The organism is Pseudomonas eucalypticola, from assembly GCF_013374995.1.
Taxonomy (GTDB): Bacteria; Pseudomonadota; Gammaproteobacteria; order Pseudomonadales; family Pseudomonadaceae; genus Aquipseudomonas; species Aquipseudomonas eucalypticola.
Genome location: NZ_CP056030.1, coordinates 6,008,652 through 6,024,428, shown reverse-complemented (window position 1 = coordinate 6,024,428; position 15,777 = coordinate 6,008,652). Strand labels below are relative to the sequence as shown.

At 66.4% G+C, this 15,777-nt stretch carries 10 protein-coding genes and 1 pseudogene; all 11 read left to right on the top strand.

The features are described 5' to 3' along the window. The first annotated feature begins 23 nt into the window (after positions 1 to 23). The 11 genes and pseudogenes from HWQ56_RS27020 to madL all read left to right on the top strand — a co-directional run bounded on the left by HWQ56_RS27020 (position 24) and on the right by madL (position 15,776). On the top strand, positions 24 to 2,072 hold the full coding sequence (locus HWQ56_RS27020) for a methyl-accepting chemotaxis protein (RefSeq protein WP_158153383.1): 2,049 nt from the start codon (positions 24 to 26) through the stop codon (positions 2,070 to 2,072). Between the two features lie 26 nt (positions 2,073 to 2,098). Continuing rightward, the gene (locus tag HWQ56_RS27015; RefSeq protein WP_176572164.1) at positions 2,099 to 7,936 is read left to right on the top strand and encodes a hybrid sensor histidine kinase/response regulator; all 5,838 of its coding nucleotides are present in this window, start codon (positions 2,099 to 2,101) and stop codon (positions 7,934 to 7,936) included. Beyond that, positions 7,929 to 8,387, top strand: a complete 459-nt coding sequence (locus HWQ56_RS27010) for a chemotaxis protein CheW (protein WP_158153381.1) — start codon at positions 7,929 to 7,931, stop codon at positions 8,385 to 8,387. Before HWQ56_RS27015 ends, HWQ56_RS27010 begins: the two co-directional genes overlap by 8 nt. Positions 8,388 to 9,255: 868 nt before the next feature. Beyond that, a complete protein-coding gene (gene mdcA, locus HWQ56_RS27005) occupies positions 9,256 to 10,932 on the top strand; it encodes a malonate decarboxylase subunit alpha (RefSeq protein ID WP_176572163.1) in 1,677 nt (558 codons plus the stop codon). Next, positions 10,932 to 11,792, top strand: a complete 861-nt coding sequence (locus tag HWQ56_RS27000) for a triphosphoribosyl-dephospho-CoA synthase (protein WP_158153379.1) — start codon at positions 10,932 to 10,934, stop codon at positions 11,790 to 11,792. Before mdcA ends, HWQ56_RS27000 begins: the two co-directional genes overlap by 1 nt. Continuing rightward, positions 11,792 to 12,091: a malonate decarboxylase subunit delta gene (locus HWQ56_RS26995; protein WP_158153378.1), complete on the top strand. Its 300-nt coding sequence runs from the start codon at positions 11,792 to 11,794 to the stop codon at positions 12,089 to 12,091. Before HWQ56_RS27000 ends, HWQ56_RS26995 begins: the two co-directional genes overlap by 1 nt. Further along, positions 12,084 to 12,917 (top strand): annotated as a pseudogene (locus HWQ56_RS29190) (biotin-independent malonate decarboxylase subunit beta); the annotation flags it as partial. The gene HWQ56_RS26995 and the pseudogene HWQ56_RS29190, both read left to right, overlap by 8 nt. A 30-nt stretch (positions 12,918 to 12,947) precedes the next feature. Beyond that, positions 12,948 to 13,793: a biotin-independent malonate decarboxylase subunit gamma gene (mdcE, locus tag HWQ56_RS29185; RefSeq protein ID WP_245217905.1), complete on the top strand. Its 846-nt coding sequence runs from the start codon at positions 12,948 to 12,950 to the stop codon at positions 13,791 to 13,793. Continuing rightward, complete coding sequence (locus HWQ56_RS26985) at positions 13,784 to 14,383, top strand: malonate decarboxylase holo-ACP synthase (protein WP_176572161.1); 600 nt, start codon at positions 13,784 to 13,786, stop codon at positions 14,381 to 14,383. Before mdcE ends, HWQ56_RS26985 begins: the two co-directional genes overlap by 10 nt. Then, positions 14,380 to 15,306: a malonate decarboxylase subunit epsilon gene (gene mdcH, locus HWQ56_RS26980; protein ID WP_176572160.1), complete on the top strand. Its 927-nt coding sequence runs from the start codon at positions 14,380 to 14,382 to the stop codon at positions 15,304 to 15,306. Before HWQ56_RS26985 ends, mdcH begins: the two co-directional genes overlap by 4 nt. A gap of 62 nt (positions 15,307 to 15,368) precedes the next feature. Beyond that, on the top strand, positions 15,369 to 15,776 hold the full coding sequence (madL, locus tag HWQ56_RS26975) for a malonate transporter subunit MadL (RefSeq protein ID WP_158152942.1): 408 nt from the start codon (positions 15,369 to 15,371) through the stop codon (positions 15,774 to 15,776). The last annotated feature ends 1 nt before the right edge of the window (position 15,777 follow it).

The window sequence follows — 15,777 nt, the reverse complement described above, 5'->3', positions numbered from 1 at the left end:
CAGTGCAGGCGAGGACCTGAGCAATGAACAAGGCAGCAACGGGAAACACGGTACAACGCTCGCGCAGCAGTGCGCAGATCGCGGGGCTGTTCGTGGTACTGATCGTCTCGATCATGCTGCTGTTCGCCAACTTCGCCTACCTCAACACCCAGTCCAACTACGACAAGCAGTACATCGGCAACGCTGGCGAGCTGCGGGTGCTGTCCCAGAATATCGCCAAGAACGCCACCGAGGCGGCCTCCGGCAAGCCCCAGGCGTTCAAGTTGCTGGCTGAGGCGCGCAACGATTTCGACCGCCGCTGGGCCTTGCTCAAGTCCGGCGACACGGGTACAGGCCTGCCGCCGGCCCCGGCCTCCGTGCACCAGGAAATGCGCCTGGTACAACGTGACTGGGAGAGCCTGCGCAAGAATACCGACGCTATCCTGGCCAGCGAGCAAACCGTGCTGTCCTTGCATCAGGTGGCCGCCACCCTGGGCGAGACCGTGCCGCAGCTGCAGGTGGAATACGAAAAGGTCGTGGAGATACTGTTGCTGCGCGGCGCCCCGGCCAGCCAGGTGGCGGTAGCGCAGCGCCAGTCACTGCTGGCTGAACGAATCCTCGGCTCGGTCAACACCGTGCTTTCCGGTGACGAGTCGGCAGCTGCCGCGGCTGCCTCCTTCGGTCGCGATGCCAACCGCTTCGGCCAGGTGCTCAAGGGCATGCTCGACGGCGATCCAAGCATCCAGATCAGCCAGGTACAGGATCGCGATGCCCGGGCGCGGCTCAAGGAAATCGCCGAACTGTTCGAATTCGTCTCGGGCTCGGTGGACGAGATTCTGGAGACCTCACCGCAGTTGTTCCAGGTGCGCGAAGCCTCCACCACCATCTTCGGTTTGTCGCAGACCTTGCTGGACGAAGCTTCGCACCTGGCCAACAGCTTCGAGAACCTGGCCGGCAGCCGCACCCTCGATACCGTGGGTGGCTACGTGCTGGGCCTGCTGGCGTTGGGCTCGATCATTCTGATCGGCCTGGTGATGGTGCGCGAGACCAACCGCCAGTTGCGTGAAACGTCGCAGCGCAACGAGCGCAACCAGGCCGCCATCATGCGCCTGCTGGATGAAATCGAAGACCTGGCCGACGGCGACCTGACCGTCACTGCGTCGGTCACCGAAGAGTTCACCGGCACCATCGCCGACTCCATCAACTATTCCATCGACCAGCTGCGCGACCTGGTGGCCACCATCAACCTCACCGCCGAGGAGGTCGCCGCCGCCGTGCAGGACACCCAGGCCAGCGCCCGGCAGTTGGCCCGCGCCTCGGAAATGCAGGCCCAGCAGATCAGCGAAGCGTCCATGGCCATCAGTGACATGGCCGAGTCCATCGACCGTGTCAGCACCAATGCCTGGGAGTCGGCCAAGGTGGCCGAGCGCTCGGTGACCATTGCCAGCAAGGGCAGTGAGGTGGTGCACAACACTATTCGGGGCATGGACAATATTCGCGAACAGATCCAGGACACTTCCAAGCGGATCAAGCGGCTGGGTGAGTCTTCCCAGGAAATCGGCGATATCGTCAGCCTGATCGACGACATTGCCGACCAGACCAACATCCTGGCCCTCAATGCCGCGATCCAGGCATCCATGGCCGGTGAAGCGGGCCGTGGCTTCGCCGTGGTCGCCGACGAAGTGCAGCGGCTGGCTGAGCGTTCGTCGTCGGCCACCCGGCAGATCGAGATGCTGGTACGGGCGATTCAAGCCGACACCAACGAAGCCGTCATCTCCATGGAGCAGACTACCTTCGAGGTGGTGCGCGGCGCGCGCCTGGCCCATGACGCCGGGGTGGCCCTGGAGGAGATCGAAGGCGTGTCCGAAGACCTCGCCGCGCTGATCCAGACCATCTCCGCTGCCGCGCAGCAGCAGACCAGCTCGGCGGGGCAGATATCCCATACCATGTCGGTTATTCAGCAAATTACCGAGCAGACCTCGTCCGGCACCACCACCACCGCCGAAAGCATCGGCAACCTGGCGCAAATGGCCAGTGAAATGCGCCGCTCGGTGTCCGGGTTCACCTTGCCCAAGGCCAGGGAGCCGGGCTGAGTTGGCGTACCTTCAGGGGAAGCGACATGGCTGACCGCCACGACTACGTAGCGCTGGAGTGGGTCAAGGGCGAAATCGTCGAGACCCTCGGGCAGGCCCGTGCCGCCCTGCAGGCCTTCGGCGCTGAACCCCACGCCGGGGAAGCAATGGGCCGTTGCCTGGGCTACCTGCACCAGGTGCACGGCAGCCTGCAGATGGTGGAGTTCTACGGTGCCGCGCTGTTGGCCGAGGAAATCGAGCACCTGGGCCGGGCATTGGCCCACGGCCGCGTCAACCAACAGGCCGAGGCAGTGAAATGGCTGCTTCAGGCGTTCACCCAATTACCGCTTTACCTGGACCAGGTACATCTGGCCCGCCGCGATCTACCCTTGGTGGTATTACCCTTGATCAATGATTTACGCAGCACACGCGGTGCGCTGCCGTTGGCTGAAACCAGCCTGTTCGCTGTCGAACTGCCCACCCCTGAGCCGCTGGACGCCAGCGAGCTCGCCCGGCTCGATGAGCCGCAACTGCCTGAATCGCTGCGCAAATGGCATCAAAGCCTGCAACAGGCCCTGGTGGGGCTGATGCGTGAGCAGGAAGTCCCCAGCCACCTGGGGCAGATGGCCCGGGTCTTCGAACGCCTGGAAACCCTGTGCGCCGGTGCGCCGCTGAGCCCCCTGTGGCAGGTGGCGGCCGGCCTGGTGGAGGGCCTGCAGAACGGCGCGGTGCACAACACCCCGGCCCTGCGCAGCCTGCTCAAGGACTGCGACCGCGAGCTCAAACGCTTGCTGGAGCAGGGGGTGGCAGGGTTCAACCAGCCCGCCCCGGCGCAATTGCTCAAGGGCCTGTTGTTTTACGTCGCCACTGCCACCGGCCAGTCGCCGCGCCTGCGAGCCTTGCGGGTTGCCTATGAGCTGGACGATTCGCCAGCGCCTGGCCGCACCTTGGCGCAAGAGCAAGCGCACCTGGTGGTGCCCGACCCCGATGCCCTGCGCTCGGTGGTCAGCGCCTTGTGCGAAGAGCTGGTGCGGGTCAAGGAACAACTGGACCATTTCGTGCGCGGCGACCGCCAGCACGTGGCGGAACTGCACGCCCTGGTGCCGCCGTTGCGCCAGGTCACCGACACCCTGGCGGTGTTGGGTTTTGGCCAGCCGCGCAAGGTCATCCTCGACCAGATGTCGGTGGTTCTCGGCCTTGCCCAAGGTGTGCGTGAACCCAATGACTCGGTGCTGATGGACGTGGCTGGAGCGCTGCTCTATGTGGAATCGACGCTGGTAGGCATGGTGGGTCCCGACGAGCCAATGCGTACCGACGACAGCCACCTGCCCGGAACCGAGCTGGTGCACATTCACCAACTGGTCATCAAGGAGGCGCGCTTCGGGTTACAGCAGGCCAAAGACCTGATCAGCGAGTATCTGGAGTCTGGCGGCGACCATGAGCGCCTGCAACCGCTGCCTGACTTGCTGACCCAGGTCCGCGGCGCCTTGGCCATGATCCCCTTGCCACGGGCGGCAGGGCTGCTTGAGACCTGCAACGACTACATCAAGGCGCATTTGCTCGCCGACCCGCAACCGCCCGCAAGTCCGCAACTGGATGCGCTGGCGGACGCCATCAGTGCCATCGAATACTACCTGGAGCGCCTCAGCGAAGACCCTCAGGCCCCCGGCGAGCGCGTTCTGGATGTGGCGCAGGCGCGTTTGGCGGCGCTGGGCTACCTGCCTGTGGCCGCGCAGGTGCCGGTGTTGCAGGACGTTCTCAGCCCCACCGAAGCCTTGGCGATGCGTGAGCAGCAGCCACTGGACAGCCCCGGCGTCACCCAGTCTCTGGCCGAGGTACTGGCCAGCCCGGTCCCGGGTTTCAACCCGCCAGCCCAGTCCGCACCGGCCAGCTTGTTGCCACCCCCTGCTGAAGAGGCCGCGGTGGACGATGAGCTGCGTGAAGTGTTCATGGAGGAGGCGGACGAGGTGCTGCAAGTGCTGCGTGAGTACTTGCCCCGCGACGACGCCCGCGCGCTGGCTGAAGTGCGTCGCGGCTTCCATACCCTCAAAGGCAGTGGGCGCATGGTGCGCGCTTTGGTATTGAGTGAGCTGGCCTGGGCCTGCGAGAACCTGCTCAACCGGGTGCTGGAGGGTAGCGTCGAAGTCGGGCAAGAGGTGCGCGACCTGCTGGAACATGTGGTGCAGACCTTGCCCTTGATCATCGATGACTTCGCCAGCCACCAGCAACGCCAGCGCGACGATGTCGACCAGTTGGCGGCGCGGGCGCACCTGCTGGCCAGTGCCGCCCCCGACGACCAAGGCCTGGACCCGCAATTGCTGGAGATCTTCCGCAGCGAGGCGCAGGGCCATCTGGCGACCATCGAGGCATTCCTGGTCGCGGCCGGGGATAACCAGGCGCCCGTGGACGATGCTCTGCAGCGCGCCCTGCACACCCTCAAGGGCAGCGCTTCCATGGCTGGCGTGTTGCCCATGGCCGAACTTGCCACCCCACTGGACGCCTTGACCCGGGAATACAAAGCCCATCAGCTGCTGATGGAGGCCATCGACCTGGCCATGCTGCGCCAGGCCCTGGATTGCTGGCAGCAGGGCCTGGGCCAGCTGGCCAGCATGCCGTTGGCGCCGCTGGACGGTGCCGCCGCGCTTGTCGAACAGGCGCGGGCGCGGCTGGCCATGCGTCTGGCGCAGGCTGGCGAGCGCCCCGTGGCCAAGCGTGACCCGCGGGTAACGCAGACCTTCCTGGGGCAGGCCATGGACATTCTGTTCGACAGTGAATCGCTCTTGCGACGCTGGCGGCAGCAGCCTGGCAGCCGCAACGAACTGGAGCGCCTGCTCGATGAGCTGACGCGGCTGGGCGAGGGCGCGCAACTGGCTGACCTGCCCGAGGTGGATGAGCTGTGCGAGGCCCTGCTGGACCTGTATGGGGCGGTAGAGGAGAGCAGCCTCAGTGTCAGCGAGCGGTTCTTCGAGCAAGCCGAGCTGGCGCATGACGCTCTCATCGACATGCTCGACCAGGTCGCGGCCGGCCAGGCGGTGGCGCCGCAACCGGACCGCATCCGCGCCCTTCATGCGTTGCTCGACGAGGGGCTGGCGCCCGATGCCATGGGCCACGTGGGCCAAGGCGGCATCACCGACCTGGCTACCCTGACCGGGCAACTGCAACAACAGGCCCCTGGCGTAGCCGCGGCAGACGACGGTATCACCGCGTTCTTCCTCGACGAAGCCGCCGACCTGCTCGAAAACGCCGACCAGGCCTTGCAACGCTGGCTGCTGGAGCCCGACAGCCAGGCGGCATTGGCCGCGCTGCAAGGCGACCTGCATACCCTCAAGGGCGGCGCGCGCATGGCTGATATCGCCGCCGTCGATGATCTGGCCCAGGAGCTGGAGCTGACCTATGAAGCCCTGGGCAAGCGCCGCCTGGGCTTCAGCGAAGACCTCGCGACCCTGTTGCTCGACTGCCATGAGCAGTTGGCGACCATGCTGGAACAGCTACAACGTGGCCAGCGCGCCAGCGACGCGCCGGACCTGATCCAGGCACTTGCCGGCAGCCGCCAGAGCGCGGCACCGGCCATCGTCGAGCCGGCGCCCGCCCCGGCGTCGGGTGGTGACAAGGAATTGCTGGCGGTGTTTCTCGAGGAAGGGCTGGATATCGTCGAAAGCTCGGGCGCAGCCTTGCAACGCTGGCAGGCCGACCCGCGCAACAGCCTTGAAGTGGAAAACCTGCTGCGCGACCTGCACACCCTCAAGGGCGGCGCGCGCATGGTCGAGGTCGCGCCTATCGGCGACCTGGCCCATGAAATGGAATTTCTCTACGAAAACCTGTCCGCCGGGGTGCTGGCCCCCAGCCCACCGCTGTTTAGCCTGCTGCAGAATGGTCACGACCGGCTGGCGCACATGCTTGACACCTTGCGCCGGAACCAGCCGGTGGAACCGGACCCCACCCTGATTGCCGCCATTCGGGGCTTCGTCAGCCCGGTGCCGGCCACGCCCCAACCCGAGCGTGCGGTGTTGCTGCCCGAGCAGCCGGTGCCGGCACCCGAGCGTGCCCCAGGCGACATGGTCAAGGTGACCGCCGAGTTGCTGGATGACCTGGGCAACCTGGCGGGTGAAACCTCGATTTTCCGTGGCCGCATCGAACAACAGGTCAACGACACCCAGATCGCCCTGGGCGAAATGGAAACCACCATTGAGCGCATGCGTGAACAGTTGCGGCGCCTGGACACCGAAACCCAGGGCCGTATCCTCAGCCGCGAGCACGCTGACAACGAACGCCAGGGCTACGAAGACTTCGACCCGCTGGAAATGGACCGTCACTCACAGTTGCAGCAACTGTCGCGGGCGCTGTTCGAGTCGGCCTCCGACCTGCTCGACCTGCACCAGACCCTGGCCTCGCGCAACCACAAGGCCCAGGCCTTGCTGCAGTTGCAGGCACGGGTGAACACCGAATTGCAGGAAGGCCTGATGCGCACGCGGATGGTGCCGTTCGAGCGCATGGTGCCGCGCTTGCAGCGTCTGGTGCGCCAAGTGGCCGGCGAGCTGGGCAAGCAGGTGGAATTCGACGTGGGCAACGCCGAGGGCGAGATGGACCGCAGCGTGCTGGAGCGCATGCTGGCGCCGTTGGAGCATATGCTGCGCAATGCCGTGGACCATGGCCTGGAACCCACCGAGGTGCGCCGCGCCAAGGGCAAGCCAGACGTGGGGCGCATCACGTTGAACTTGCTGCACCAGGGGGGCGATATCGTCATCGAACTCAGCGATGACGGCGCCGGCGTGCCCCTGGAGGCCGTGCGGGCCAAGGCCGTGAAGCGCGGGCTGATAGAGCCGGGCAGTGAGATCAGCGACCATGACGTGCTGCAGTTCATCCTGCAGCCGGGGTTCTCCACCGCCGCCAAGGTAACCCAGATCTCCGGGCGCGGGTTGGGCATGGACGTGGTGCACGAAGAGGTCAAGCAGCTGGGCGGCTCGATGATCATCGACTCCAAGCCAGGGCAGGGCGCGCGTTTCCAGATCCGCCTGCCGTTCAGTGTGTCGGTGAACCGGGCGCTGATGGTGCAATGTGGCGAGGATGTCTACGCCCTGCCGCTCAACGGCCTGGAAGGGATCGTGCGGGTCATGCCGGCCGAGCTGGAAGCCCACTACCAGACGTGCCCGCCGCGTTACCACTATGGCGGCCAGACTTACGAGCTGCGTTACCTGGGCGACCTGCTGTACAACACCCCGCGGCCTAAACTGCTGGGCCAGACCCAGCCGCTGCCGGTATTGCTGATCCACGGGCATGAGCAACAGATGGCCGTGCAGGTGGATGCGCTGGCTGGCTCGCGGGAAATCGTGGTCAAAAGCCTGGGGCCACAATTTTCGGCGGTTCAGGGGTTGTCCGGGGCAACGATTCTGGGGGATGGCCGGGTGGTGATGATCCTCGACCTGCCGGCGCAGATCCGTGCCGCCAACGTGCGCCAGATGCAGGCGCCGCCGGTCCAGTCGCCCTTGCCGTCGGTGGATGTCGACCCGGGCCGGGCACGGCTGGTGATGGTGGTGGATGATTCGGTGACCGTGCGCAAGGTGACCAGCCGGTTGCTGGAGCGCCACGGCATGAACGTACTGACTGCCAACGATGGGGTCGACGCCATGGCGCTGCTGCAGGAACATGTGCCCGACGTACTGTTGCTGGACATCGAAATGCCGCGCATGGACGGTTTCGAAGTGGCCACCGAGATCCGCCGCGACCCTCGGCTCAAGGACCTGCCCATCATCATGATCACCTCGCGTACCGGCCAGAAGCACCGCGAGCGGGCCATGGCCATTGGCGTCAACGATTACCTGGGCAAGCCCTACCAGGAGTCGGTGTTGCTCGACAGCATCGCCCAGTGGAGCCGCAGCCATGCTTGAGCGCACCATTGGCCGGCGCACGACCCTGACCGCGCTGTTGCTTCCCCTGGCTGACCGTACTTTGGTGGTGCCCAACGTCGCTGTGGCCGAGCTGATTGGCTACCAGTATGGGCAACCGGCGCCGGACCGCCCGGCCTGGCACTTGGGCCATATCACCTGGCGTAACCAATTGCTGCCCCTGGTCAGCTTCGAGGCTGCCTGCGGTGCCCAGGCAGTGGTCAGCGAGCAGGCGCGCATCGTCGTGCTCAACGCCGTGGGTGAAAGCCCGCTGCGCTTCATTGGCCTGCTGATCCAGGGCGTGCCTCGTTCGTGCCGGCTGGACAGCCAATTGAGCTACATCGACGTGCCGCTCGCCCCCCTGGAGATTGCCGCCGTGCAGGTGGGCGAGCAGGTGGCACGGGTGCCCGACCTGGTAGGCCTGGAGCGGCTGCTGGACGAAGCCGCGCTCTGATTGCGGCACCTGGTTCCCGAGCTTCGCCCGGTCCCACAGAGAAAAACCCGCTATCAGATTCACCCCTGTGGGACCGGACGCCAGCGCGGGAAGGGCACAGCGCGATATGACTGCAAGACCGCGGCGTCTGCTTCCCGAACTTCGCCCTGTCTCACAGAGAGGAACCCGCTATCAGATTCACCCCTGTGGGACTGGGCGCCAGCTCGGGAAGGGCACAGCGCGATATGACTGGAAGACCGCGGCGTCTGCTTCCCGAGCTTCGCCCGGTCCCACAGAGAAAAACCCGCTATCAGATTCACCCCTGTGGGACCGGGCGCCAGCTCGGGAAGGGCACAGCGCGATATGACTGGAAGACCGCGGCGTCTGCTTCCCGAGCTTCGCCCGGTCCCACAGAGAAAAAACCGCTATCAGATTCACCCCTGTGGGACCGGGCGCCAGCTCGGGAAGGGCACAGCGCGATATGACTGCAAGACCGAGGCGTCTGCTTCCCGAGCTTCGCCCGGTCCCACAGAGAGGAACCCGCTATCAGATTTACCCCTGTGGGACCGGGCGCCAGCTCGGGAAGGGCACGGCGCGATATGACAGCAAGACCGCGGCGTCTGCTTCCCGAGCTTCGCCCGGTCCCACAGAGAGGAACCCGCTATCAGATTTACCCCTGTGGGACCGGGCGCCAGCTCGGGAAGGGGACAGCGCGGGATGACTGGAAGACCGCGGCGTCTGCTTCCCGAGCTTCGCCCGGTCCCACAGAGGGGAACCCGCTATCACATTCAACGTTAACCTCAGGGTAACGGTTTCATCGGCAGCTTGATTGATGCCACGCCACCACGCGCCTATGGTCTAGCCACGACATTCCCGCCGTGGAGGCCCCATGACAACGACAATCACCCCCGAGCCACAGTGGACGCGGCGGCGCAGCGAGAAGCAGCGGCGCCTGGAACAGGTGCGTGCCATGGCCGATGGTGTGGTACTGCCTACCGAGGGCATTGTCGCTGCCCTTGAAGCGTTGCTGATGCCCGGCGACCGGGTGGTGCTGGAGGGCAACAACCAGAAGCAGGCCGACTTCCTGTCGCGCTCCCTGGCCCAGGCCGACCCCGGCAAGCTCCACGACCTGCACATGATCATGCCCAGCGTCGGCCGCCCCGAGCACCTGGACCTGTTCGAGAAAGGCATCGCCCACAAACTCGACTTCTCGTTCGCGGGCACCCAAAGCCTGCGGATCAGCCAACTGCTGGAAGACGGGCTGCTGGAAATCGGCGCCATCCACACCTACATCGAACTCTACGCGCGCCTGGTGGTGGACCTGATTCCCAACGTGGTGCTTTCCGCCGGTTTCATGGCCGACCGCCAAGGCAATATCTATACCGGGGCCAGCACCGAAGACAGCCCGGCGCTGATCGAGCCGGCGGCGTTCAGCGATGGCCTTGTCATCGTCCAGGTGAACCAGCTGGTGGACGACGTCAGCGACTTGCCGCGGGTGGATATCCCGGCTTCCTGGGTCGATTTCGTGGTGGTGGCGGACCGGCCTTTCTACATCGAACCACTGTTCACCCGCGACCCCCGGCATATCAAGCCGGTGCATGTGCTGATGGCGATGATGGCGATTCGCGGCATCTACGAGAAGCACAACGTTCAGTCGCTGAACCATGGCATCGGCTTCAACACTGCAGCCATCGAACTGATCCTGCCCACCTACGGCGAGTCCCTGGGCCTCAAGGGTAAGATCTGCCGCAATTGGACTCTCAACCCGCACCCGACACTCATTCCCGCCATTGAAAGTGGCTGGGTGCAGAGCGTGCATTGCTTTGGCACCGAGCTGGGCATGGAGCATTACATTGCTGCGCGCCCGGATGTGTTCTTCACCGGCCGCGATGGTTCAATGCGCTCCAACCGCATGTTCTGCCAACTGGCCGGGCAGTACGCCGTGGACCTGTTCATTGGCGCTACCTTGCAGGTAGACGGTGACGGCCACTCGTCCACTGTTACCCGTGGCCGCCTGGCCGGCTTCGGCGGGGCGCCAAACATGGGCCATGACCCGCGCGGCCGCCGCCACGGCACACCGGCCTGGCTGGACATGCGCCAGCCCGGCGGCGACGACACCAGCACCCTGCTCGAACGTGGCCAGAAACTGGTGGTGCAGATGGTCGAAACCTTCCAGGAGGGCGGCAAGCCCACGTTCGTCGAGACCCTGGACGCGGTGGACGTGGCCAGGAAGACCGGCATGCCGCTGGCGCCCATCATGATTTACGGGGACGACGTTACCCACCTGCTGACCGAAGAGGGCATTGCCTACCTGTACAAGGCGCGCAGCCTCGAAGAGCGCCAGGCGATGATCGCCGCCGTGGCCGGGGTCACCGCCATTGGCTTGCGCCACAACCCCAAGGACACTGAGCGCATGCGCCGCGAAGGCCTGATCGCCTTGCTCGAGGACCTGGGCATCCGCCGTACCGACGCCACCCGCGAATGGCTGGCAGCCAAAAGCATCGCCGACCTGGTGGATTGGTCGGGCGGCCTCTACAACCCCCCGGCCAAATTCAGGAGCTGGTGATGCACGCACTCAATTCGATACCTGATGTTTGCCCTTTGGCCGATCTGGCGGTGGAAGCGCTGATCGATGAAGCGGACCTGTCACCCAAGCCCGCCCTGGTGGACCGCCGCGGCAATGGTGCGCACACCGACCTGCACCTGGGACTGATGCATGCCTCGGCACTGGCATTGTGGCCGGCGTTTCAGGGCATGGCAGACGCCGCGACGCAGCATGGTTGCATCGGCCTGCCGCTGCGCGAAGCCCTCGGCCAACTGGGCCGTGAGGGCGAGGCTGATATGCTGCGCACCACGGGTGGGGTGAACACCCATCGGGGGGCCATCTGGGCCTTGGGCCTGCTGGTGGCCGCAGCGGCACTGGCGCCGCACGACACGGGCGCCGCCGTGCTGGCGGCCAGGGCGGCCGCGCTGGCGCGCCTGCCAGATCGCTCGGCGCCGCAACCCCTGAGCCACGGCCGAGTCGTTGAGCAGCGCTACGGTGCCGGTGGCGCTCGCGCCGAGGCCCAGGCCGGCTTCCCGGCGGTGCTGGAGCACGGCCTGCCACACCTGCGTGCCAGCCGCCTCGCCGGCCATGGCGAGCAGAATGCCCGCCTGGACGCCTTGTTGGCGATCATGGCCACCCTGGCCGATACCTGCGTGCTGTACCGCGCCGGCCCCGAAGGCCTGGCCGCCATGCAGACTGGTGCCCAGGCAGTACTGACCGCCGGAGGCAGTGCCAGCCTGGCAGGCCGGCGTCGCCTGCATCAGCTCGACCAGCGCCTGCTGGCACTCAATGCCTCCCCGGGTGGTGCCGCCGACCTGTTGGCCGCCTGCCTGTTCATCGATCGCCTGGACCGCGGCGAGCATTCACGGAGCCCTGCCTGATGGAAACCCTCACCTTCGAATTTCCCGCCGGCCAACCGGCCCGCGGCCGCGCCCTGGTGGGCTGTGTGGGCTCGGGCGACCTGGAAGTACTGCTTGAACCCGGCCAGGCCGGCACTCTGGCGATCCAGGTGGTGACCTCGGTCAACGGCGCTTCCCTGCGTTGGGAACACCTCTTCACCCGCATGTTCAGTGGCCAGGCGCTGCCGGCCCTGCGCATCGACATCAATGATTTCGGCGCCACCCCAGGGGTGGTCCGCCTGCGCCTGGAACAGGCCCTGGAGGAGATCGGCCATGACTGACACCGCGCGCCTGTTGCAGCAACACAGCTTCATTGAACTGGGCGCCCGTCAGCGGGCCAAGACCTTGCTCGACTCGGGCAGCTTCCGCGAGCTGGTCGATCCGTTCCAGCGGGTCATGTCGCCGTGGCTCGAACGCCAGGGCGTGGTACCCCAGGCCGACGATGGCGCGGTCATCGCCAAAGGTACCCTGGGCGGGCGCCCGGTGGTGCTGGCGGCAATCGAAGGGGCCTTTCAGGGCGGCAGCCTGGGCGAGGTCAGTGGCGCCAAGATAGCCGGCGCACTGGAACTGGCGGCTGAAGACAACCGCAAGGGCATCCCTACCGCAGCGATCCTGTTGCTGGAAACCGGTGGTGTGCGTCTGCAGGAAGCGAACCTGGGCCTGGCGGCCATCGCCGATATTCATGCCGCCATCGTCGACCTGCGCCAGTATCAGCCGGTGATCGGTATAGTGGCTGGGAGCGTAGGGTGCTTCGGCGGCATGTCCATCGCCGCGGGGTTGTGCAGCCACCTGATCGTCACCCGCGAAGCGCGCCTGGGGCTCAATGGCCCGCAGGTGATCGAGCAGGAAGCAGGCATCGCCGAATACGATTCCCGTGACCGGCCGTTTATCTGGAGCCTGACCGGCGGCGAGCAGCGGTTCGCCAGTGGCCTGGCGGATGCTTATGTCGCCGATGACACCGCTGCGATCCGCCAGCGGGTGGGCGACTGCCTGGAGCAGGGTGTACCGAAGCGCGTGCGCAGCCAGCAACATGAAGGGTATCTGGCGCGCTTGGCAGAGGTCGACACCGAGGTTCAGATCAGCGCCCAGGCCGTACGCGATCTGTATACCGCCGCGTGCGCTTCCACTGTTTCAGACCTGCCGCGTCGCAACCTTCCCGGGCTCCGCCCGGTCCCGCAGAACGCAGGGCACAGTCGTGGCGCAAGCTGGTTCCAGGCGCTGGCTGGCACCGCCTCTACAGCCGCTGGCCTGCCAGCCTCGGTGCGCGTCGCCGACGGCAGCCTCGATCATTATCCGGCGCGCTACCTGGCCGTGATCCCTGAGCCCGACAACCCTTTCCCCCGCGCCCGCCAGGGCGAGGTCGGGCTGCTGGAGGGCTGGGGCCTGGCCAAGGCCGTCGACGAAGCCATCGAGGCCGACCGCAACGCCCCTGAAAAGCGCGCGTTGGTGGCCATTGTCGACGTGCCCAGCCAAGCCTACGGCCGCCGCGAAGAGGCCCTGGGCATCCATCAGGCTCTGGCCGGCGCCGCCGATGCCTATGCCCGTGCCCGCCTGGCCGGGCACCCGGTGATCGCGCTGCTGGTGGGCAAGGCCATGTCCGGCGCCTTCCTGGCCCACGGCTACCAGGCCAACCGCCTGATCGCCCTGCGCGACCCGGGCGTGCAGGTACACGCCATGGGCAAGGCTTCGGCGGCGCGGGTCACCCAGCGCAGTGTCGAGGCACTGGAAGCCTTGGCCGCCAGCATCCCGCCCATGGCTTACGACATCGACAGCTATGCCAGCCTTGGCCTGCTGTGGGAGACCTTGTCGGTGGCGCAGATCGAGCAGCCAACGGCTGACGATCTGGCCCGAGTGCAGGCGTGCCTCGGGCAGGCCCTGGCCGACATCGCCCAGGGTGGTCGTGGTCTTTCCGGGCGCCTGGGCGCGCCCAACCGGGCGGCTTCCGCACGGGTACGGCAACTGTTGCGCGAGCAATGGCAGTGATACGCCCCCACGACCTGCTGTGGGGCCTGACGCCCACGCACCTGCCGGCAGATGCGCCGGCCTGGGTAGCGGCTGCCCTGGCCGACGGCCAGCCCGTGGTGGTGCGCCGTGACGCTGCGGCGCCGGGCCAGGTGGCGGTGGGCGTGCGCGGCGGTCAGCGCGAACAGCGCTATGCCACGCACATGCCCGTGGCTGCGATCAGTCGCCAACTGAGCCCCGAAGCGCTACGCCACTGTGTGGGGCAGCGTGACTGGCCGGCGCTGCGAGTCCTGTACCGCCTGCGGCCGCGGCTGGATGAGTCGGGGTGGGCATGGGGGGTGGGCGGCAGCGCCGGCTTCGAGCTGGCCAGCGGCTTTACCGCCCTGCATGCCGGTAGCGACCTGGATCTGATCGTACGCACCCCACAGCCCCTGGCGCGTGAACAAGCCCGCGAGCTACTGGCCTTGCTGGAGGAAAAGGTCGACGTGCAACTGCAAACCCCCGCCGGCGGCGTGGCGTTGCGCGAGTGGGCGGGCCATGGCGCCAAGGTACTGCTCAAGGCAGCCGACGGTGCTCGTCTGGTCAGCGACCCCTGGAGCCTGGCGCCATGAGCACGCTGTTGGCATTTCCCGGCCAGGGCGCGCAGCAGACCAACATGCTCCATGACCTGCCGGATCACCACCGGGTGCGCGCCTGCCTGGAGGAAGCGAGCGAGGTGTTGGGCCGGTCGGTGCTTGAACTGGATACCGCCGACGCCCTGGCCTCGACCCGGGCAGTGCAACTGTGCCTGCTGGTGGCGGGAGTCGCCAGCGCGCGGCTGTTGCTCGACGACGCTCCAGCCCCGGACTACGTGGCGGGGTTGTCGATCGGTGCCTACCCGGCGGCGGTGGTCAGCGGCGCGCTGGACTTTGCTGACGCGTTGCGGTTGGTGGCCTTGCGCGGCGAGCTGATGCAAGCGGCTTACCCTCAGGGCTATGGCATGACCGCCATCGTCGGCCTTGCCTTGGGCAAGGTCGAACAATGGCTGGCCGAGGCCGATGGCCCGGTATACCTGGCCAATATCAATGGCGAAAACCAATTGGTCATTGCCGGGCGCAACGACGCCATGGCGCGCTTGGCGAAGCGGGCGAAGGCCGAGGGGGCGGCGCTGGCCAAGCCGCTGGCGGTCAGCGTGCCTTCCCACTGCGCGTTGCTGGCCGAGCCGGCCGCACGGCTGGCCCAAGCCTTTGCCGAGGTCAGCGTGCAGGCACCCAGGATCCGCTACCTCAGCGGCACCACCGCACGCCCCATCGTTCAGCCCGAGAAGCTGCGCGACGACCTGGCTTTCAACATGTGCCGGCTCGTCGACTGGCGTGCGCTGGCGCGAACGGCCTATGAGCGTGGCGTGCGCCTGCAGATCGAAATGCCGCCCGGCGGCGTCCTCACCGGGCTGGGGCGCCACGCCTTTCCCGAGGGCACCCTCATCGCTTTCCAGGGCGCACGCCTGGACACCCTGCACGCGCTGATGCAGGAGGAGGCCCGCCGACCCCAATAGACCTGCAAGGTTTTCGAAGACAAGAACAACAACTTCGACTGTGCAAACCGAGGACAACAATAATGATTATTTACGGTGTGGCATTGCTGGCTATCTGCACCCTGGCCGGGGTCATCACGGGCGACATGCTCGGGGTGCTGCTAGGGGTGAAATCCAACGTGGGCGGCGTCGGGATCGCCATGATCCTGCTGATCTGCGCCCGCTTGTACAGGGGTAGACACGGCGGCCTGAGCAAGGACTGCGAGATGGGCGTGGGCTTCTGGGGCGCGCTGTATATTCCGGTAGTGGTGGCCATGGCCGCCCAGCAGAACGTGGTCACCGCGCTGCACGGTGGCCCGGTGGCGGTGATAGCGGCGATTGGCTCGGTGCTGATCTGCGGCGCCACCATTGCCCTGATCAGCCGAACCCACAAGGGCGAACCCCTACCGCCCGAAGTGCCGGTAACGGCCCAACCGCTGGGAGCGCGCTGAT